Here is a 19,034-nt window from a genome sequence, read left to right on the forward strand (position 1 = left end):
CCGCACACCTGACGCGCCGGGGTCACATCGACCTCCAGCGAGTGTGCTCCGCGGCGTGTCACCGGGGCTGAGAGCCACGCGCCCACGCGGCCCGGAACGACCTCCCGACGGGACGGTCCCCGGAGTCGCCGCCGCCTCCCGGATCTGGAAGACACCCGTGACGAAACCGCCGGTGCCCGTCCCCCGTCCCGCTCCCGTACCCCCGACTCCCGTACGTCCGACTCAGGTACGTCCGACTCAGGTGCGGCGCGCGGACATCCCGCCGAGCACCGACCCGCCGCGACGCGCCCCGGGCACGAGGACCGTACTGACCGCCGTCCTCGACCACGGCCCCGTCGCGCGCAGCACCGTCGCCCGGCTCACCGGTCTGTCGCCCGCGTCCGTCACCGGGCACACCGCCCGGCTCCTCGCCGAGGGACTGCTCCGGGAGAGCCCGGAGACCGCCGGGCCGCGCGGGCTCGGCCGCCCGCACATCCCCGTCGACATCGACACCGGCCGTCATCTGGTGGCGGGCGCGCACATCGCCGTCACCCACTCGACGCTCTCCCTGATGGATCTGCGCGGCCGGATCGTCGCCGAGGACCGCCGGCCGCACCCGGACGGCCGTCCGCGGCCCGGCCAGGTGCTGGACTCCCTCGCCGGCCGGCTGCCCCGGCTTCTCGCCGCCCACTCCGGCGGCCGGTCCGTGCTGGCCCTCGGCGTGGCGACCGGTCACCGGGTCGACCCCGCCACCGGGACGATCCTGCTCCATCCGCACCTGGGCTGGCGGGACGTCGCCGTACGGGACCACCTCGCCGCCGCGACCGGGCTGCCCGTCCATGTGGACAGCCACGCACGGGCGTTGGCGCGCGCCGAGCAACTGCTCGGCCGGGCGTCGGCACACGGGAGCGCGGTACTGCTGTTCGTCGGAGCGGTGGTGGACGCCGCGTTCGCCACCGCCGGAGAGGTGCACGCGGGCCCCCGGAACGGCGCGGGAAGCGTCGCGCACCTGCCGGTGGGCGGTGACGGCGGCCTCGCGTCGGAGGTCTCCGAACAGGCCATGGTGCGACTCGCGGCCGAACAGGGCTTCCCCGTCCCCTCCTTCACCGTGCTGCTGGAACACGCGCTGGCCGGGGAGCCCCGTGCGCTGGAGCTGTTCCGCCGCAGGGCCAGGGTGATCGGCCGGGCCGTGGCACTGCTGCTGGACATGTTCGACCCCGAGGTGCTGGTGGTGGTGGAACCGGGTACGGGGCTCCTGCCGCACTGCCTGGCCGACCTGCGGGCGGAGGTGGCGGCCCGCTCCCTGGTGTGCGACGACCCCGAACAAGCCGTGGTGGCAAGCAGTTTCACCGGCCGTGTGCTGTCCACGGCGGGCGCGGCGGTGGCGCTCGGGGCCCTGTACGCGGATCCGCTCGGGTCCCTGCCGGCACCGGCGGCCGTCTCATGAGCCGTCACGAGACGTCCTGCCCCTCGCGGACCTCGGAACAACCCGATTAATTCAGGAAGTTGCATTGTTGACCGGCTCCGAAGCCACACCGGACAATGAATTCATGACCCTTCGGCAGCGGAATCCGCGGTACGTGCCCTGCCCCTGTTGTCGCGCCTGAACTCTCCTCGCGCCACGGTCCACCTCACCTCACCTGACCTCGCCTCACACCGGCGGTCGCGCCCGGCCTTTTTCCGGGTGCGCCCCTGCCCGCGTGATTGCCGCTGTTCCCGCGGCGAGTTCCCGTACCGGGTTCCCGCGGCGAATCGCCAGGGTCCCAGCGTGCCGTCAGCTGCCTCGTCCTGCCCTTTCCGCCGCTCTCCGACTCTCTTTCCGGGGGAGAAAATGACTGTCACCGTTCCTTCGCGTTCCCTCGCTCCGGGTATTTCCCCGGAGCTGTTCCGAAACGCCTTCCGCCGATATCCGGCGGGCGTGGTCGTGATCACCGCCGACGCCGGCCGGGGTCCGGCCGGATTCACCGCCACCTCCCTCACCTCGCTCTCGCTCTCCCCGCCGCTCGTGTCGTTCGGGATCTCCGTCACCGGCTCGTCGTGGCCGACCGTCGAGCGCGCCTCCTCGGCCGTCGTCAACTTCGTCGCCGCCGAACAGGAGCCACTGGCAAGGACGTTCGCGACGAGCGGCGTCGACCGGTTCGCCGCGCCGACGCCCTGGCACCGCCTGCCGGGCGGGGAGCCCGTGCTGGACGGCGTGGCCGGCTGGCTGCGGCTGAGCATCCAGCAGATCGTGCCCGCCGGTGATCACCGGATCGTCGTCGGCCGGGTCGAGGAGGCGGAGTACCACGTGACCCGGCGCCCGCTGCTCTTCCACGACGGCCGTTATCTGCCGCTCTGATCACCCGCTCCGCCGGACGCCAAACCCGTCCCCGCCTGACGTCGAACCCGTACCCCCGGACTCGCCCCGCCCACCCCAGGAGAAGCCACCCATGCCACGCGAGCGCACCCCCCTGCACCTCAACGCCTTCCTGATGACCTCCGGCCACCACGAGGCCGCCTGGCGTCTCCCGGAGAGCCCCGCCGACGGCACGGACGTCGAGCACTACAAGAACCTGGCCCGCATCGCCGAGCGCGGCAGACTCGACTCCCTCTTCCTCGCCGACGGCCCCGTCCTGCACGGCGACCCCGGACGCCGGCCCGCCAGCATCCTGGAACCCACCGTGCTGCTCACCGCCCTGGCCGGCGCCACCAGCAGGATCGGGCTCATCGCCACCGCCTCCACCAGCTACAACGAGCCGTACAACCTCGCCCGCCGGTTCGCCTCCCTCGACCATGTCTCGGGCGGTCGCGCCGGCTGGAACATCGTCACGACGGCGGGCGCCGACGCCGCCCGCAACTTCGGGCTGGACGACACCCCCTCGCACCGTGAGCGCTATCTGCGGGCGGCCGAATTCCTCGACGTGGCCACCAAGTTGTGGGACAGCTGGGCCGACGACGCCGTGGTGGCCGACAAGGAACGCGGGGTGTACGCGCGCGCCGAACGGGTCCGCCGCATCGACCACCGGGGCCCCCACTTCCGGGTCGACGGTCCGCTGAACGTACGGCGCTCCCCGCAGGGCCACCCCCTCCTCGTCCAGGCCGGGTCCAGCGAGGACGGCAAGGACTTCGCGGCGCGCTACGCCGAGGCGGTGTTCACCGCGCAACAGACCCTGGAGGAGGGCGTGTTCTTCTACCAGGACGTCAAACGGCGTGCCGCGGCCCTCGGGCGGGACCCGTCGGGCATCAAGATCCTGCCGGGGATCGTGCCGGTCATCGGTGCCACGGAGGCCGAAGCACGGGAACTGGACGCCGAGTTGGAGCGGCACATCGTCCCCGAGTACGGCCGGCGCCAGCTGGCCCGCCTGCTCGGTGTCCCCGACGAGCGGCTGGTGCTCGACGAGGAACTGCCCGGCGACCTTCCCACCGAGGACGAGATCGAAGGCGCCAAGAGCCGTTTCACCCTGGTCGTGGAGCTGGGCAGACGGGAGCGTCTGACGGTGCGTCAACTGATCGGCAGGCTCGGCGGAGGACGGGGCCACCGCACCTTCGCCGGGACCGCGGAGCAGGTCGCCGACACCATCGAGCACTGGTACGACAGCGGCGCGGCCGACGGCTTCAACATCATGCCGGCGCTGCTGCCCTCCGGCCTGGAGGTCTTCGTGGACCGGGTCGTCCCGCTCCTCCAGGAACGCGGCCTGTTCCGCACCGAGTACACCGGCACCACGCTGCGCGAGCACTACGGTCTGCCGCGCCCGGCCAACCGGCTGTTCGACACGGTGGACAGGGCCGCCGCACCCGTGTGACGGCCGTGCGGCGGGACCGGGCGGACACCGTGCGGCGGGAGCGGACCGGCGGTGGGGCCGGGACCGGGGCGGAGCCCGTACGCGATACTGCGCGCATGCGCATTTCAGCCAGGGCGGACTATGCGGTACGAGCCGCGCTGGAGCTCACGACGTCCCGGGACCAGGCGCCCGTCAAGGCGGAGGCCATCGCCGCGGCCCAGGACATCCCGCACAAGTTCCTGGAAGGCATCCTCAACGACATGCGGCGCGGCGGTCTCGTGCTGAGCCGGCGCGGCGGCAACGGCGGATACCGGCTCGCCCGGCCCGCCGCCGCCATCACCGTCGCCGATGTCATCCGCGCGGTGGACGGACCCCTCGTCTCGGTACGAGGGGTCCGTCCGCCGGAGCTGTCCTACACCGGCCCCGCCGAGTCGCTGCTCCCGCTGTGGATCGCGGTACGGGCGAACGTCCGCCAGATCCTGGACGTGGTGACCCTGGCCGACATCGCCTCGGCCGGGCTTCCGGCGGACGTGTCCGCGCTGGCGGCGGACCCCGAGGCGTGGACAAACCCCTGACCCGGGGCCGGAGTTCATGTCCGACCCGGCGCGGGTCCCCGTCCCGTCCGCCAAGCGGAACGCGGGTCCACCATATGAACACGTACTTGGGGTGGCGGTGACTCCGTGCCAGTATTCCTACTAATCCAGTGGGAAAACCGGGGATGGTGGAGGTGTCCGGCACCGTGCCGACGAAACCCGTGGTCCGAACCGGCGTCCCGCGCGGGCCCGCCGTGCCCGACGACGCGATGTGGCGGCGCGTCACCCGGGAGGTGGCCGACGATCTCGCGGCCGACGCGATCGCCCGCGACCGGGCGGGGAAGCCGCCGTACGACGAGGTGGCCCGGCTGCGCGAAGCCGGTCTGCCCGCGCTGCTGACCCCACCCGCACCCCCCGTCCGGGGCGCGGCCGAGACCGGTCCCGACGCGGATCACGACCCGGCGGAGGCCGGCCACGGCCCGGACATCGACCCGGACCACGACCCGGTCGGCCGCCGAGGCCACCGAGGCCACGACCGGCAGGGCGGGCAGGGCGGCGCCGACTGGCGCACCGCCACCGCCGTGATCCGCGAGATCGCGGCGGCGGACGGCTCCATCGGCGAACTCGTCGCCCGGCACTACGTGCTGTCCTGGAGCGCCCGCCTCTTCGGCGCCCCCGACGCCACGCCGCACGGTCACGACCCCCACCCCCTCACCCCCGGCCCGCTGCTCGGCGGCTCCACCGACCTCCCCGACCCGGAGGGCGGTCCCGGCCCCGTCCTCTCCCCGTCCGGCTCCGGCTTCCTGCTCAACGGCCGCAGATCCTTCGCCGCCGGGGTCACCGTCGCCGACCGGCTCGTCGTCGGCGCGACCTCCTCCCGCACCGGCGAGTCGCTGATCGCCCTGGTCGACCCGGCCCACCCCGGCGTCCTCGCCGCCACCGACGGGGACCGGCTCGGCCAGCGGCTCACCGGCGCCGGCACCGTCGACTTCGACAAGGTGCCGGTGCCCGCCGGCCGCATCCTCGGCACCCTGCCGGGCGACGAGCACGCCGTCCCCGCGTTCACCGCGCTCGCCCCGCTCGCCCTGCGGCTCGTCCTCAGCCATGTCGCGCTCGGCATCGCCGAAGGCGCGCTCGCCGAGGCCCGCGACGTCAGCCGGGCGGTACGGCCCGCGCTCCGGGCCGCCTCGCCCGACGCCCCGGGCTACGCCGTACGGCCCAGTGGCGACCCGTATCTCCTCCTCGCCTACGGGGAGTTGGCGACCGCCGCGCACACCTCCGCCGCCGTGGTCGAACGCGCGACGGACGCCCTGGAGCGGGGACTCGGCACCGGGCGGGACATCGGCATGGACGAGCGCGCCGAGATCGCCGTCCTGGTCGCCGCGGCCGAGGCCGTCACCAGCCGGTCGGCCGTCGACATCACCACCCGCGTCCTCGAACTCACCCAGACCCCGACCGTGTCGGACGGTGGCGCCGCCCTGGACCGGTTCTGGCGCAACGCCCGCGCGCTGACGGCGCAGAGCTCACCCACCCACCGGCTCCGCGACATCGGCGACCACTACCTCAACGGCACCCACCCGCCGTTCGGCGCCCGCTTCTGACCCTCGCGGACGGGGCCGGGCGGGCAGGGCGGGGTGGCGTCCCGGCTCCGCGCCCACCGATGGGGCAATCCGGCCGCCGCGCGGCGCGATGGGGTCGGATGGCGGGCGTCATCGACGGCCGCCCCTCGTCCGCCGTCGCGTCCCCCGGCCCGGGTGGGCCGGGCCCGCGTGCGGGGCCGGACGGGGCCATCCCCGCAGGAGCCACCCTTGAAGCTCGGTCATGTCGCCGCCGCACTCGCCGGATCCCTGGTGCTCGCCGTCACGGCTGCGGTGCCCTCGTCCTCCTCCCCCCTGTCCCCGTCCGTGCCCGGAGGCTCCGCCCCCGGCACGACGGCCGCCCCGCCGCACACCGGACTGGCGCGGTTCGCCGAGGCGTTCGCCCGGTCGCAGGCGGCCCCCGAGGCGGCGCCGCCCGGTGCCAACGACTGGACCTGCCGGCCGAGCGCCGCGCATCCCCGCCCGGTCGTGCTGATCCACGGCACCTGGGCGAACGCGCACGCCAACTGGTCGGGGCTGTCGCCCGTCCTGGAGAAGGCCGGTCACTGCGTCTTCGCCCTCAACTTCGGGGCCCCCGACGGCGATGTGTTCAAGGGCCGGGGCCACATCCCCGAGTCCGCGAAGGAGGTCGCCGCCTTCGTCGACGAGGTGCTGGACGCCACCGGCGCCGCGCGGGTCGACCTGGTCGGGCACTCCCAGGGCGGCGGCCTGCTGCCGCGCTGGTACCTGAAGTTCGAAGGAGGCGCGGCGAAGACGCACCGGCTGGTCGGCATCGCGCCGAGCAACCACGGCACGACGGCGTACGGCATGGCGTCGCTCGCCAAGTCGCTGCGCGTACTGGACACCGCCGCACAGATGGCCGGCCGGGCCGCGAAGGACCAGACGATCGGCTCCGACGTCAACGCGCGGCTGGACGCCGACGGCGACACCGTGCCCGGCGTGCGTCACACGACCGTCGTCACCCGCACCGACGAGGTGGTCACCCCCTACCGCCAGCAGTACCTCGTGCCGGGGCCGGACGCGCCCGTGGAGAACATCACCCTCCAGGACCACTGCCCGGCCGACCTGAGCGCGCACCTGGGAATCGCGTACAGCCCGGTCGTGTACCGCCTGGTGCTCAACGCCCTCGATCCGGCGCACGCCCGCCCGGTCGGCTGCTTCGGCTGACCGCGCCCGCCGACCCGGCCCGCGCGCCGCGGACCTGCCGCAGACCCGATGCGAGTCCGATGGGGCCCGGTGCGGGATCGGCGCGGGATCTGTGCGGGACCGGCGCGGGACCTGGCAATCGGTCGTACGTTCGAGTGTGTGGTTATGCTGGGCGGATGACCGCACACGCGCAGGGTTCGCTCTTCGACCAGAGCGATGAGATCCGGCTCGGTCCGCTCGGCGACGTCCGGCGGACCGTGCTCGGCGACGGCGCGTGGATCGATCTGCTCCCCGGCTGGCTCGGCGGCGCCGACGCGCTGTACGAGCGGCTGGCCTCCGACGTGCCCTGGCGGGCCGAACGCCGGCAGATGTACGAGCGCGTGGTGGCCGTGCCCCGGCTCCTCGCCTTCTACGGGGAGCGCGCGGACGGTACGGGGGAGGAACTGCCGCACCCGGTCCTGACCGATGCCCGCGAGGCGCTGAGCGCGTACTACGCGGGCGAGTTGGGCGAGCCGTTCGTCACCGCCGGACTCTGTCACTACCGGGACGGTCACGACGGCGTCGCCTGGCACGGCGACCGGATCGGCCGGGGCTCCCACGAGGACACCATGGTGGCGATCCTGTCCGTCGGGGCCCCGCGCGATCTGGTGCTGCGGCCCCGTGGGGGTCACGGCACCGCCGTCCGCAGACCGCTCGGGCACGGCGACCTCATCGTCATGGGCGGTTCCTGCCAGCGCACCTGGGAGCACGCGATCCCCAAGACGGCCCGCGCGGTGGGCGCGCGCATCAGTATCCAGTTCCGGCCACGCGGAGTGCGCTGACCGAGCCACCCGGGGCCGGGGGAGCCAACTGGGCCGCACGCACCCGAACGCGTACGGTGTCAACGTCCACAGGGTGACGTTTGGCTGAAACATGACCGTCGCACAGATGAACTCCCGCTGTCTCAGATGTCGTTCGGCCCTGGTGAACGGCGGTGCGGAGGCGGTTGGTTGAGCGTGTCACTGTGCACAAGGCGTCGCGATGTGGTCGTGAACGGTCACTCTTGGATCATATTTCGCCAAGAGATATTCAAGAGCGAGCCAAGAGTTCCTTTGCATTAAAGTCCTTTAATGTGACGGGCGTTAACGTCCGTCCGTGAACCTCACCACACACCCTCAGACGCAGACGGCGACCAGCCGCCGCGCCCTTCTTCGTGCCTCCGCCGCCACTGCGGCCGTCGCATCCGTGGCCGGAACCGGACTCATCGCCGGCGCCTCATCGGCGAGTGCCACCACCCCGACCCCTTCGACCCGCCCGTCCACCGCCGCCGCCGCGCTCGCGGCCCTCTCCGCGGGCAACCAGCGGTGGCGCACCCAGCACCAGCAGCACCCCCATGAGTCGAACGCCGTACGGCAGCAGCTCGTTTCGGGTCAGTCGCCCTTCGCGCTGATACTCGGCTGCATCGACTCCCGCGTACCTCCGGAGCTGGTCTTCGACCAGGGTCTGGGCGACCTCATGACCGTCCGCTCCGCCGGTGAGGTGCTGGACGAGGCCGTTCTCGGCAGCGTCGCGTACGGCGTCCTCGAACTCGGTATCCCGCTGGTCCTGGTCCTCGGGCACCAGTCCTGCGGCGCCGTCGCCGCAGCCGTGCACGCGGAGGAGACGGGTGCTTCCCTGCCCGACCACATCCAGTACATAGCCGACCAGATCGAGCCCGCGATCGACCACACGCAGCACGGCGACGCGCGGGTCGACTCCACGATCAGCCGTCAGGTCAACCTGGTCCGTTCGCGTCTGGCGGCCGAGCCCGACCTCGCGGCCAAGGTCTCCGCCGGCACGCTCCAGATCGTCGGCGCGCGCTACGAGCTGAACACGCAGCTGGTGCACCGCATCAGCTGATCCACGAAGCCCGTCAGGGCTTCCTCACGGGGAAACCGAGGGATCGCGGACGAGTGGGTCTCGTCCGCGATCTTTCGCGTTCGCCGCCGCCGCGTGCAGGGAGCGCAGGGCGAGCAGCAGGACGCCGATGTCGTCCAGGTAGACGGGGTCGGGCAGCAGGTCGACGGGGCTCACGGTGTAGACGAGGGCGCCCCAGTACGCGGCGCGGTTGCGCAGCGGTATGCCGGCCCGGCGCAGCAGGGCGCGGGCGCGGAAGACCTTGACGAACAGGACGACCGCCGTCACGAGCATCGCGAGGAGCACGACGACCAGAGCGACGACCAGGGCGGGGGTGAGGTGGGTGTCCATCGGTTCCGTAGCCTCCCTGGCGCCGGTCCCTCGGAGCGGGACGCCGGCTCTCCCCGGGCGTGTTCCCGCGATGGGCCGCTCCACCGTACGCGGCTGACGTCATCCGCATGTTGAACGAAGCGTTCAACACACGATGTTGACATCGTCCTGTGTGCCGGCTCATGCTTGGCCTATGCCGACCACCGCCGATCAGCACGCACCGGACCCCTTCACCCCGCCCCACCCGGAGCGGGCCCGCGCGCACCGGGTGGCCGCGTCCCTGTTCCGCATCGCGGAGCGGCACGCCGCCACCGACGCGCAACGCCGCCGCCAGGCCCACCCGTCCGTCATCGCCCCGCACGAGGCCGTCAGGCTCGTGTCGTTCCTGCTCAGCGGAGCGGCGAAGCCGGAACCGGACGAACCGGCCGTGGACCACGCCGACATCACCGCCGCGCTGAGCCTGGTCCCGCGCGCCCGCGGTGACATGGACGAACTGGAGGCGGGGCTCCTGCGGATGGCCCGGGGCCGGGGCCTGACCTGGCAGGAGATCGCCTTCGGTCTCGGTCTCGGCACCCCGCAGGCCGCCCGTCAGCGCTACGAACGCCTGGTCGGACGTACGCCCGCCGAGCAGGCCGACACCGGCCAGGACGACGCCCACGACACCGAACGGGCCGACGGCGTCTGACGGGGTGTCACGGCGTGAAGCGGTACGCGGGGTCGTCCGAACCGCGCAGCACGTACGAGGTGAGCGCCTCACCGGCGGCCCGCTCGTCGACGGGTGACCCGGGCAGCGGCAGCCGCAGGGCCCGGTACAACTCGCCCCGGTGGAGGGCGAACGCGGCCTCCAGCACGTCGCCGAACCGCCGTGACGAACCGACCCGAACCGACCCCGTACGAACCGCCCCCTTTGCCGCGTCCCCAGCGTTTCTCCACCCAACTCCGGGCGGCGGAATCGCGGGAGGGGCGGCCCGCACACGCCCGTGCGCGGCCATCGTCCGTCGAGGCCGTCGCCCCACCCCCGCCGTCGGGCGAGCCCGTTCCGTCCCCGGTCCGGGAAGCGGCGTTCCCGTCACTCCGGCTCCGTGAGCGCCGCCCGCCGTCGCGCGGTGCGCACCGCCGCCGAGAGGTGGCCGATGTCGTACGCCCCTTGGTGACGCCGCCCGTTGACGAAGAACGTCGGCGTTCCCGACACGCCGCTGAGATCGGCGGAGTCCACGTCCTCGGCGATCCGTTCCGCGCCGTGACGCCGGCGCAGACTTCGCTCGAAACGTTCCGTGTCCAGGCCGATCCCGGCGGCGAGGCGCACGGCGTCGGCGAACCGCAGTGTTCCCTCGTGCGCGAGCAGCCGGTCGTGCATCGGCCAGAACGCGCCCTGGTCGTGCGCGGCCTCCGACGCCTCCGCGCCGAGCATCGCGCCCGGATGCACATCGGTCAGCGGCATGTGCCGCCACACGTAGCGGACGTCGCCGAAGTCCGCCAGCAGTTCACGGATGACCGGTTCGGCCTTCCCGCAGTACGGGCAGTCGAAATCGCCGTACTCCACCACCGTGACGGGCGCCTCCAGCGGGCCGCGCACCTTGTCGCGTCCGGGGTCGACCGGGACCGCGAGATCGACGACCGCTCCGGCCGTGCCGAGCAGGGCGCGGTCCCGGCGCCGTTTCGGGAGCAGCCCGATCGCGGTGCCGACGGTCCAGGCCACCAGGGAGGCGCAGAGGAGCGCGGTGAGCGTGCCGATCTTCGCGTTCTCCAACTGCTCGCCCCGGAAGGCCAGGGTGGCGATCAGCAGCGACACCGTGAACCCCGCCCCCGCGACGGTCCCGCCCGCGGCGACGGCGCCCCAGCCGACCGGCGGGCGCAGCCGGCCGTGACTCAACCGCGTGCTCAGCCACGCGGAGCTGAGGATCGCCACCGGCTTGCCGACGACCAGCGCGCACACGATGCCCAGCGTGACGGGCGAGGAGAACGCCCGTGACAGGTCGTCGGCGGTGATCCGGATCCCGGCGTTGGCCAGCGCGAAGACCGGCACGATCACATAGCTCGACCACGGGTGGTACATCCGCAGCAGCCGGTCGTTCGGCGAGAGAGCCGTCGCCAGCCCGATCCGCGCGGACCGTTCCAGTTCCGGTGTCGGCTGCTCCCGGAACCGGCGGAACAGACCGGTGGCACGCTCCAGATCACCGCGCGCGGCCGGATAGGCGGACGCGAGCAGACCCATCACCAGACCGACGACGACCGGGTCGACACCGGACTCCCACAGCGCGACCCACGCCGCCGTCGCCAGCAGCGCGTACCAGCCGCCCCGGCGTACGCCCTGGGAGCGAAGCAGCACGACGACGCCGAGGATGCCGACGGCCACCACCAGCGCGACGGGCGCGACGCGCTCGCTGTAGGCGAAGACGATGACCCCCAGCGCCACGAAGTCGTCCACGACGGTGACGGCCAGGACGAACGTACGCAGCGCCGTGGGCAGGCGCCCGCCGAGCAGCGCGAGCAGACCCAGCGCGAAGGCGGTGTCCGTGGACATCGCGGCGCCCCAGCCGTGGATGGTGCCGTGACCGGAGTTGACGAGCAGATAGACGCCGACGGGCACCAGCATGCCGCTGATCCCGACGATCACGGGCAGGGTGAGGGCCCCGCCGCCGCGCAGTTCGCCGATGTCCCGCGCACGGCGCGCCTCCAGACCCACGACGAAGAAGAACACCGACATCAGACCGCTGTTGACCCACTCGCGCACATCGAGCGAGAGGCTGTGGGTGCCGAACGACAGCCCCACCCGGGTCCGCCAGAAACGGTCGTACGACCCGAGGTCGATGTTCGCCCAGACGAGCGCCGCGACCACACCGGCCAGCAGGACCGCGGCGCTGCCCGTCTCCGTACGCAGAAGGGCCCGCCACGGCGTCCGCGCCGGTCCGTCGCCTTCGGTCCGCCCGAAGTACCCGGTGTTCCCGGTGTTTCCGGCGGACGATGAGGAATCCGTCATTTCTGGATTCTCCACGCGCCGGACGGGCACGGCGGGGAGCGGGCCGTGTGTCGGCCGCGAACTCTTCGGGCCGGCGGGCGGGGGCCTCCCGTACGGCTCTCGGGCGGGGGAGGCGGGTGCGCGTCGGCCGGGTGCGCGTCAGGTGCGGCGGCGCTGTACCTGCGTCCATTCCGCGAACCACCAGACGAACGCGACCAGCCCCGCCCACAGCACGGCCTGGGAGGCGGCCGTCGACCACGGCAGTTCCCCGCGGAACTTCTGCACGCCGGCGGTCGCGGCCCAACTCACCAGCAGGACCAGCAGGATTCGCATACGTCGGTGCTTCAACATGCAGGCCGCGTACCCAAGATCATGAGCGGGACACCCGACCGCCGTCATCGTGCGGTGCGCGGCGCGAGGGCCGGTTGGTACGCCGACCGCTGCCGTACGCCGACCGCCGTGTGACGGACGCGGGCGCGCTAGCGTGCGACGACCGCGTAGACCGTCTTGCCCGGACCGGGGCCGGGGGTGACCGCCAGACAACGGGCCATGCCCCGCACCATGTGCCAGCCGAACCCGCCGCCGCCCCCGTCCAGATCGGGTGCGCGCTCGCGTGGCGGCGCCGGGTTCGGGTCGCTGACCGCGACGGTCACCGAGTCGGGCGCGGCGGAGAGTTCGAGCCGGTACCGTCCGCCGCCGTGCCGCAGTGCGTTGGTCACCAGCTCGGACACCACCAGCACGATGGTGTCGACCAGCCCGGAGCCCGGGGCCGGGACGAGTTCGCCGGTGAAGGCTCGGGCGGTGTCACGGGCCTCGTGAATGCCCTCCGGGCTGTCGCCGGCCGACACACCGGTACCGGGGGTCACGTCGGTGATCCTCGTGCCTTTCATGCGTGTTCACCTCACGTGCGTCGCTTGTCGCGCTGTTTCTCCTGTATCGCTCTCATGGGCACGGGTGCCCGCTCGCCCCGCTTTCAGACGCCCCGGACCCAGCCCGCCCCGGCTCCCGCTCCGTCCACGCCCCGGCTCGTGACCCACCCGCCCCCTCAACCGCCCCGACACACAGCCACCGGAAGAACGCGACGATCGAGGTGACGCCTCTGCCGTACAGCGCCGTGCGGGTGACCGTGGCGGGAGAAACGCGGGGAATGTTCTGCGCGGCGGGGGAGCGGGATCCCCGCTGCGTGGGCGGGCACGGGTGACGGAGGGGAGGCGCCCCTCGCGGGCTCAGGGCAGCGGCGCGCCGCGCGCCGTCAGCCAGAGGTCGTACCACTCCTCGTGGGTGAGTTCCGGCTCCCGCAGGGCCGCGTCGGCGCAGGCGCGGATGCGTTCCGGTCGCGCGCTGCCGACGACCGGTACGATCCGCGCCGGATGGCGGCGCAGCCACCACAGGAGGACGGTCTCCGGGGTGGTGTTCTTCGCCTCGGCCAGGGAGGCGACCAGCCGTGCCGTGGCCACCTCGTCCGGGGTCTGCTGACGGCCGGTGTAGCGGCCCTGCGCGAGGGCTCCCCATGCCTGGAGGGTGATCCCGTTGGCCCAGCAGTACTCGGTGGTCCCGAGCGGGTAGCCGCCGTCGGCCGCCTCCGGGGTGTTCACCAGGACCCCGGCCTCGACCCAGTCCCGGCGGGCCAGGCTCATCTCCAACTGGTTGGCGACCAGGGGGAGTCCGAGCGCCGCCCGGAGCGCGGCGATCTGCGCGCCGCCCATGTTCGACACACCGAACCGCCGCACCAGACCCTGCTCGTGGAGCGAGGTGAGCGCGCTCGCCATGTCGTCCGGGTCGGCGAGCGGGTCGGGCCGGTGCAGCAGCAGGACGTCGATGACGTCAGTACGCAGCCGGGTCAGGCTCTCCTCGACCCGCCGGACGATGCTCGCCGCCCGCAGGTCGTAGATGCCCGGACGGTCGCCCTCGGCCAGACGGATACCGCACTTGGTCTGGACGACGACCCGTTCGCGCAGTCCGGGAGTGCGGGAGAGGACCTCGCCGAAGACGGCCTCGGACTTGCCGTGCCGGTAGATGTCGGCGTGGTCGAACGTGGTGATCCCGCTGTCCAGCGCCGCCCGGACGGCCGCCTCGGCGGCGTCGATGTCCGCCGGGCCGTAGGGCGTGGTGTCCCAGCCGCCGCCGAGCCCCATGCATCCGTAGAGCAGCCGGTCGCCGCCCGTGGTCTCCGCTTGGTTCGTCACACGAGCACCCTACGGTGGCCGGAACGGCGGACGGCCCCGGGGGAGTTCCCCCGGGGCCGTCCGTCAGTGGTGGCAGGTCGGTCAGCAGTACAGGTTGCCGCCGGGCGTCGTGCCGAGGATCTGGGTGAAGCGCTGGTAGTTGTTGATGCGGCTCTGGACCTGCGCCGGGTTGCGGCCGTCGCATTCCAGGGAGCCGTTGATGGAGCGGATCGTCTGGCCGAAGCCGGCCTGGTTGACCATGGCGTTGTGCGGGGTCATGGTGCCGGGGCCGTTCTGGGTGTTCCAGTACCAGAGACCGGTCTTCCAGGCGACGGCCGCGTCGTTCTGGACGAGCCAGGGGTTGTTGAGCAGGTTGATGCCCAGCGCGTCGCCGGCGGCCTTGTAGTTGAAGTTCCAGCTGAGCTGGATCGGACCGCGCCCGTAGTACGCGGCCTGACCGGCCGGGCAGCCGTAGGACTGCGAAGTGTCGCAGTAGTGCGGGTAGTTGGCCGTGTTCTGCTCGACCACATGGACCAGCCCGCCGGTCTCGTGGCTGACGTTGGCGAGGAAGGCCGCGGCCTCCTGGCGCTTGACGGTGTCACTGCCGGTGTTCGCGAAGGCCGGGTAGGCGCTCAGCGCGGCGGTCAGACCGCTGTAGCTGTAGAAGGAGTTCCGGCCCGGGAACATCTGGTTGAACTGCGCCTCGCTGACCACGAATCCACCCGGCTGCGGGTTCCCGCCGCCACCGCTCGCCGGGGCGTTCCACTTCTGGTTCGACTGCCCGGTGCAGGTCCAGATCTGGAGCCGGGCGCCATTCGCCGAGCTGCGGTTCTGGACGTCGAGGCACTTGTTCGCCTGCGGGTTGACGATGTCGTTCGCCCCGGAGACGAGCCAGCGCTGGTTCGCGGCGCCGGTGCAGTCCCACAGGTGGACAAGGGCCCCGTCGGCGGTGCTGTTGCCGGAGACGTCCAGGCACTTGCCGAGCGCGCGGAGCGTGCCGTCACCGGGGTTGGACCAGCGCTGGGCGCCGCTGCCGTTGCAGTCGTAGAGCTGTACGGGGGTGCCGTTGGCGTTGCTCGCCCCGGCGACATCGACGCATTTGCCCGCCAGACCGCTGATCTGGCCGTCGGCCGCCTGGGCGGCGGGGGCGGTGAAGAAGGTGGCGACGAGGGCCGCGATCGCGAGGAGGATCGCGGATCTGACGAGGGAAGGGCCTCTGCCGGATGAGCTCAACATCTCTGAATGTCTGTCCCTTCGCGCCGACGGCGCACCGCGTCCGGTCGGCGGGCCGACCGGACTGAGGAGGAGATGTGCGGGAGGTGTGTCGATTGGATTGAATGGGAAGGTCTAGACCTTGTCAAGTTCATGGCAAGGCTGGCCGATTCACGTCCTGCGGGCCCCGGCCCGCTCCGCGCGGGCACCCGCCGTCCGGGCAGTACGGAACACGGACACGCGCCCGGCCTTCAGACCGCGCGTGCCTGACCACACCACTCAACGCTCCTGTTCACAGGGGGAGTTGTCACCCCCCGGCCGCACGCGTGCGGCGCGCGCCCCGCGAGGTGACGGCGCAGATGGTCGCCGACGCCCCGGCTCCACACGTGCGGCGCACCTGCCCCCGCCGCACGCGTCCGGCGCGCCCCGGACGGCCGCCCGTCCCGGCCGCCCGCGTGTCCGGGCCGCTCCGCCGGGGGCAGGGCGGGGCCCGGGTCTGTCGTTCGGATCGTGCCGGGCTCGCGTGCCCCGGCGCCACGCGTCGCCGCGCTGACGGCACCGGAGGGAGGCATGGCCTCGGCCATGCCTCCCTCCTCCGCCGTGCGATCCACGGCACCCACGTGACGTCGGCCGCTGACGCGGCGGGCGCTCACCGATCCGGCCCGATCCGAACGACAGGCTCCAGGCCGTGTCTGACATATATCGCCTGGCGCGCGACGCCCGGCACGCACGCTCTCCCCCGAAGCCCCCGAGGGGGCACGGGAGGTGCCCCCTGTGTGGTCGGAGTCGGCCACGTACGCCCGGACCATCCACGACGACGATCCTCCGCCTCGCGAGCGCACGCACCGGCGGGGACATCAGCCGCTCCGCGACGGGCGCACGCCCCGCCCTGCGGGCGGACGGCACTATGTGTCAGACACGGCCTAGCGCAACGCCGCCGTGGGGCCGCCCGCGTCGAGGTCACCCTTGCGCAGACGGTAGACCTGCAACAACAGGTCGTAGTACTTCTCCGTCTCGCCCACCCACTCCATGCCGACCCGGCGCGCCGTCGCCGCGCCCCGGCTGTTCCGGGGCCGTACCACCGCGAACAGCTCCTCCACCCCCGCGTCCGACTCGAAGGCCCGGTGCGCCACCGCGTGCCCCGCCTCCGCCGCCAGACCCTGGCCCCACATGTCGGGGGCGAGCTGCCAGCCGATCTCCAGATCGCTGCCGAGCGGCGGAAGCGGCAGCAGCGCCACCCCTCCGACCAGTCGGCCGCTCTCCCGCAGCAGGACGGCCCAGCGCCCCTGCGGAGGTTCGAGGGTCTCCGACTCGGACACCCACCGCTCGACCACCCGCTCCATGGCCGGCAGGCCCGACACCGGTTCGAGCGCCGGGGCGAGCCACCGGGACACCTCGTGCACGCCGTAGACCGGCAGCGCCGCCACCGCGTCGTCGCGCCGCCATGGTCGAAGGGTCAGCCGGGGGGTGCTGATCCGGGAACCTTCGATGATGACCCGATGTATTCGGTCAGCCATATGTCGAGAATATCACCGGAAGGGCTGGTCAGCCGGGGGCGCGTACCGACCAACTGCCCGTTGTTCCGCCGCCGGTGAGCGGCCCGTACGCGGTGGAATATCCCGGGTCCGGGAGCCGTTGTCACCTGTACCGGGGGCCATGAACGCCCCGGATGGTCGGCGAAAGGAAGGGTTACGTATGAAGCCTCGTATCCACCCCGAGTCCCGTCCGGTGGTATTCCGGGACCGCGCCGCCGACGTCGCGTTTCTGACGCGCTCGACCGCGGATTCCGACAGGACCGTCGAGTGGGAGGACGGGAACAGGTACCCCGTCATCGACGTCGAGACATCATCGGCGAGCCATCCCTTCTACACCGGCAGATCGCGAGTGATCGACACGGCAGGCCGTGTGGAACGGTTCGAGCGGCGCTACGGCGACGCCTCGAAGCGCGGGTGAGCGCCACCGGGACGCGTCGGCAGGACGACGGAGAACCCCGGACCCCGGCAGTGTGACCGAACGGTCACAGCGCCGGGGTCCTCGCGTGTCGCCGTCCGGCCGCCCGCCCTGCTCATCGTGCCCCGCGGCGCCGTGCCGCCGTCGCGCGACCGATCGGCGCGGCAGCGGCGAAACGCGTTGAACACACCCCGCGCCCTCTGGCACGATCGCGGCGTGATCCGTATCGGGACGATCGTGATGGGCGCCGCCGACGTGCGGCGCGCGGCGGCCTTCTGGAGCCGGGCCCTGGACTACGTGCCACGGGACGGCGAGGTGGAGGACGACTGGGTGGTCCTTGTCCCCGCCCGAGGCGGCCCGGGACCGGGCCTCTCCCTCGGCCTCAGTACGACGCCGGTGCAGGATCGGCCCAGGGTCCACCTCGACCTCTACGCGGCCGACGCCGCCGAGCAGGCCGCGGAGGTGACACGCCTGCTCGCCCTCGGCGCCGAGCGCGTGAATTGGGACGACTATCCCGAGGACGCCGACTTCGTCGTCCTGGCGGACCCCGAGGGCAACCGCTTCTGTGTCATCGACACCGGCCACGGCTGAGCCGCGACGGAGCGCGGGCGATCGCCGTGCGCGGCGACCAGGGCGGCGGGGGTCGTACCCATCAGCGGCGTGGCGGCGGCCGGGAAGCCCACCGTCCCGTACGCGTGACCTCCGATGCTCGATGCCCGATGCCCGATCCGGGACGCCCGATCCTCCACGCCCCGCCTCAGTCGCTCGTCGCCGGGTCCAGGCCCTCCTCGAAGGCCCGTCGCACCGGGCCGGGCAGCGGAGCGAGACCCAGCAGGCCCGCGACCAGCTCGCTGGTGAGCGTGTGCCACTCGGGGGCCCGCCGCAGCATGGCGTGGTCCCCGCCCGTCATCAGCACCGCGCACGTGTCCGCCCCCGCCGCACGTGCGCGGCGCACCACGTCGCGGCTGCCCAGCGGGTCGGTCGTCCGGTCGCGGTCGCCGTGCACGAGGACGATCCGCCGGTCCGCCAGCTGCTCCACCGGCTCCCCGGCGGGGCACCAGGGGGCGAGGCCCACCACGCCCCGCACCAGCTCGTGCCCCGCGACGGCCAGCGCGGCGCGCCCGCCCATGGAGTGCCCGACCAGCACCACGCGGACCGCGCCGGCCAGCTCCTCCAGCTCGTCGAGCGCCCGCTGGGCGTCCACCGCCGCGTCCGCGCGCGCCCCGTTCCATCCGCGATGCCGATAGCGCACCCGCCCCACCAGCACGTCGTGCCCCTCCGTGACCCTCAGCACCGACCTGGTGAACGGGCGCATCCGCGCGGCGGCCAGATTCCACCGGGGCGGCGCCTCCATGCCCTCCGAGCGACCCCCGTGCAGCAGGAGCACGGCGGTACGGGGCCGCCGGACCGACCTGTCGAGCACCAGGGCGGGCGGGAGCGGGGCACGGGGATCACTGACGGGCACGGGGTGCCTGGCCTCTCTTCTGTCTCCGGTGGCGGACGGGGGCCCGCCCGCCACAGAAGGT

General features: G+C 73.0%; 20 protein-coding genes. 11 read left to right on the forward strand and 9 right to left on the reverse strand.

What is annotated here, in order from left to right; translation table 11 throughout:
• Window positions 1-241 precede the first annotated feature (241 nt).
• The 8 genes from OG875_RS30300 (at window position 242) to OG875_RS30335 (ending at window position 8,895) form a co-directional block, all read left to right on the forward strand.
• On the forward strand, window positions 242-1,426 hold the full coding sequence (locus tag OG875_RS30300) for an ROK family protein (protein WP_330177427.1): 1,185 nt from the start codon (window positions 242-244) through the stop codon (window positions 1,424-1,426).
• A 384-nt stretch (window positions 1,427-1,810) separates the two neighbouring features.
• Complete coding sequence (locus OG875_RS30305; protein ID WP_330177428.1) at window positions 1,811-2,317, forward strand: flavin reductase family protein; 507 nt, start codon at window positions 1,811-1,813, stop codon at window positions 2,315-2,317.
• A gap of 91 nt (window positions 2,318-2,408) precedes the next feature.
• The gene (locus OG875_RS30310; RefSeq protein WP_330177429.1) at window positions 2,409-3,761 is read left to right on the forward strand and encodes an LLM class flavin-dependent oxidoreductase; all 1,353 of its coding nucleotides are present in this window, start codon (window positions 2,409-2,411) and stop codon (window positions 3,759-3,761) included.
• A 95-nt stretch (window positions 3,762-3,856) separates the two neighbouring features.
• A complete protein-coding gene (locus OG875_RS30315; protein WP_330177430.1) occupies window positions 3,857-4,315 on the forward strand; it encodes an RrF2 family transcriptional regulator in 459 nt (152 codons plus the stop codon).
• Between the two features lie 227 nt (window positions 4,316-4,542).
• On the forward strand, window positions 4,543-5,874 hold the full coding sequence (locus tag OG875_RS30320) for an acyl-CoA dehydrogenase (protein WP_330177956.1): 1,332 nt from the start codon (window positions 4,543-4,545) through the stop codon (window positions 5,872-5,874).
• A gap of 207 nt (window positions 5,875-6,081) precedes the next feature.
• Window positions 6,082-7,038: an esterase/lipase family protein gene (locus OG875_RS30325; RefSeq protein WP_330177431.1), complete on the forward strand. Its 957-nt coding sequence runs from the start codon at window positions 6,082-6,084 to the stop codon at window positions 7,036-7,038.
• A gap of 155 nt (window positions 7,039-7,193) precedes the next feature.
• Entirely contained in the window at window positions 7,194-7,838 is a 645-nt protein-coding gene (locus OG875_RS30330) for an alpha-ketoglutarate-dependent dioxygenase AlkB (protein WP_330177432.1), read from the forward strand.
• A gap of 313 nt (window positions 7,839-8,151) precedes the next feature.
• Window positions 8,152-8,895, forward strand: coding sequence for a carbonic anhydrase (locus OG875_RS30335; RefSeq protein WP_330177433.1), 744 nt, complete (start codon window positions 8,152-8,154; stop codon window positions 8,893-8,895).
• Between the two features lie 24 nt (window positions 8,896-8,919).
• Here the strand turns inward: OG875_RS30335 and OG875_RS30340 are convergent, their stop codons facing one another.
• A complete protein-coding gene (locus OG875_RS30340; protein ID WP_330177434.1) occupies window positions 8,920-9,243 on the reverse strand; it encodes a YkvA family protein in 324 nt (107 codons plus the stop codon).
• Window positions 9,244-9,415: 172 nt separating this feature from the next.
• Here OG875_RS30340 and OG875_RS30345 point away from each other — a divergent pair, with 172 nt between their 5' ends.
• Entirely contained in the window at window positions 9,416-9,907 is a 492-nt protein-coding gene (locus OG875_RS30345; protein ID WP_330177435.1) for a DNA-binding protein, read from the forward strand.
• A 7-nt stretch (window positions 9,908-9,914) separates the two neighbouring features.
• Here OG875_RS30345 and OG875_RS30350 read toward each other — a convergent pair whose 3' ends face one another.
• The 7 genes from OG875_RS30350 to OG875_RS30380 form a co-directional block, all read right to left on the reverse strand.
• On the reverse strand, window positions 9,915-10,073 hold the full coding sequence (locus OG875_RS30350; RefSeq protein ID WP_330177436.1) for a hypothetical protein: 159 nt from the start codon (window positions 10,071-10,073) through the stop codon (window positions 9,915-9,917).
• A gap of 218 nt (window positions 10,074-10,291) precedes the next feature.
• Window positions 10,292-12,202 (reverse strand): Na+/H+ antiporter NhaA, encoded by a 1,911-nt coding sequence (locus OG875_RS30355; protein ID WP_330177437.1) that lies wholly within the window; start codon window positions 12,200-12,202, stop codon window positions 10,292-10,294.
• 138 nt (window positions 12,203-12,340) lie between these two features.
• On the reverse strand, window positions 12,341-12,532 hold the full coding sequence (locus tag OG875_RS30360) for a hypothetical protein (protein ID WP_330177438.1): 192 nt from the start codon (window positions 12,530-12,532) through the stop codon (window positions 12,341-12,343).
• A 128-nt stretch (window positions 12,533-12,660) separates the two neighbouring features.
• Window positions 12,661-13,071, reverse strand: a complete 411-nt coding sequence (locus OG875_RS30365) for an ATP-binding protein (protein ID WP_330177439.1) — start codon at window positions 13,069-13,071, stop codon at window positions 12,661-12,663.
• Between the two features lie 336 nt (window positions 13,072-13,407).
• Window positions 13,408-14,367, reverse strand: a complete 960-nt coding sequence (locus tag OG875_RS30370; protein ID WP_330177440.1) for an aldo/keto reductase — start codon at window positions 14,365-14,367, stop codon at window positions 13,408-13,410.
• Between the two features lie 81 nt (window positions 14,368-14,448).
• On the reverse strand, window positions 14,449-15,582 hold the full coding sequence (locus OG875_RS30375; RefSeq protein WP_330177441.1) for a glycoside hydrolase family 19 protein: 1,134 nt from the start codon (window positions 15,580-15,582) through the stop codon (window positions 14,449-14,451).
• A gap of 899 nt (window positions 15,583-16,481) precedes the next feature.
• Window positions 16,482-17,075 carry a GNAT family N-acetyltransferase gene (locus OG875_RS30380; protein WP_330177442.1) on the reverse strand — a complete coding sequence of 198 codons (594 nt, stop codon included), beginning with the start codon at window positions 17,073-17,075 and terminating at the stop codon, window positions 16,482-16,484.
• Between the two features lie 178 nt (window positions 17,076-17,253).
• Between OG875_RS30380 and OG875_RS30385 the strand changes: the two genes are divergently transcribed.
• Both OG875_RS30385 and OG875_RS30390 read left to right on the forward strand, forming a co-directional pair.
• On the forward strand, window positions 17,254-17,511 hold the full coding sequence (locus OG875_RS30385) for a type B 50S ribosomal protein L31 (protein WP_330177443.1): 258 nt from the start codon (window positions 17,254-17,256) through the stop codon (window positions 17,509-17,511).
• Between the two features lie 213 nt (window positions 17,512-17,724).
• Window positions 17,725-18,099: a VOC family protein gene (locus tag OG875_RS30390; RefSeq protein WP_330177444.1), complete on the forward strand. Its 375-nt coding sequence runs from the start codon at window positions 17,725-17,727 to the stop codon at window positions 18,097-18,099.
• A 166-nt stretch (window positions 18,100-18,265) separates the two neighbouring features.
• Here the strand turns inward: OG875_RS30390 and OG875_RS30395 are convergent, their stop codons facing one another.
• The gene (locus OG875_RS30395) at window positions 18,266-18,973 is read right to left on the reverse strand and encodes an alpha/beta hydrolase (RefSeq protein WP_330177445.1); all 708 of its coding nucleotides are present in this window, start codon (window positions 18,971-18,973) and stop codon (window positions 18,266-18,268) included.
• Window positions 18,974-19,034 lie beyond the last annotated feature (61 nt).

The organism is Streptomyces sp. NBC_01498 (assembly GCF_036327775.1).
In the GTDB taxonomy this organism is placed as follows: domain Bacteria; phylum Actinomycetota; class Actinomycetes; order Streptomycetales; family Streptomycetaceae; genus Streptomyces.

What these genes read in the sequence shown, in the direction of transcription:
- OG875_RS30310 (WP_330177429.1), top strand. Translation starts at nt 2,409, where the DNA reads ATGCCACGCGAGCGCACCCCCCTGCACCTCAACGCCTTCCTGATGACC.
- OG875_RS30385 (WP_330177443.1), top strand. Translation starts at nt 17,254, where the DNA reads ATGAAGCCTCGTATCCACCCCGAGTCCCGTCCGGTGGTATTCCGGGAC.
- OG875_RS30330 (WP_330177432.1), top strand. Translation starts at nt 7,194, where the DNA reads ATGACCGCACACGCGCAGGGTTCGCTCTTCGACCAGAGCGATGAGATC.
- OG875_RS30320 (WP_330177956.1), top strand. Translation starts at nt 4,543, where the DNA reads ATGTGGCGGCGCGTCACCCGGGAGGTGGCCGACGATCTCGCGGCCGAC.
- OG875_RS30345 (WP_330177435.1), top strand. Translation starts at nt 9,416, where the DNA reads ATGCCGACCACCGCCGATCAGCACGCACCGGACCCCTTCACCCCGCCC.
- OG875_RS30375 (WP_330177441.1), bottom strand. Translation starts at nt 15,582, where the DNA reads ATGTTGAGCTCATCCGGCAGAGGCCCTTCCCTCGTCAGATCCGCGATC.
- OG875_RS30340 (WP_330177434.1), bottom strand. Translation starts at nt 9,243, where the DNA reads ATGGACACCCACCTCACCCCCGCCCTGGTCGTCGCTCTGGTCGTCGTG.
- OG875_RS30315 (WP_330177430.1), top strand. Translation starts at nt 3,857, where the DNA reads ATGCGCATTTCAGCCAGGGCGGACTATGCGGTACGAGCCGCGCTGGAG.
- OG875_RS30360 (WP_330177438.1), bottom strand. Translation starts at nt 12,532, where the DNA reads ATGTTGAAGCACCGACGTATGCGAATCCTGCTGGTCCTGCTGGTGAGT.
- OG875_RS30365 (WP_330177439.1), bottom strand. Translation starts at nt 13,071, where the DNA reads ATGAAAGGCACGAGGATCACCGACGTGACCCCCGGTACCGGTGTGTCG.
- OG875_RS30305 (WP_330177428.1), top strand. Translation starts at nt 1,811, where the DNA reads ATGACTGTCACCGTTCCTTCGCGTTCCCTCGCTCCGGGTATTTCCCCG.
- OG875_RS30355 (WP_330177437.1), bottom strand. Translation starts at nt 12,202, where the DNA reads ATGACGGATTCCTCATCGTCCGCCGGAAACACCGGGAACACCGGGTAC.
- OG875_RS30380 (WP_330177442.1), bottom strand. Translation starts at nt 17,075, where the DNA reads ATGGCTGACCGAATACATCGGGTCATCATCGAAGGTTCCCGGATCAGC.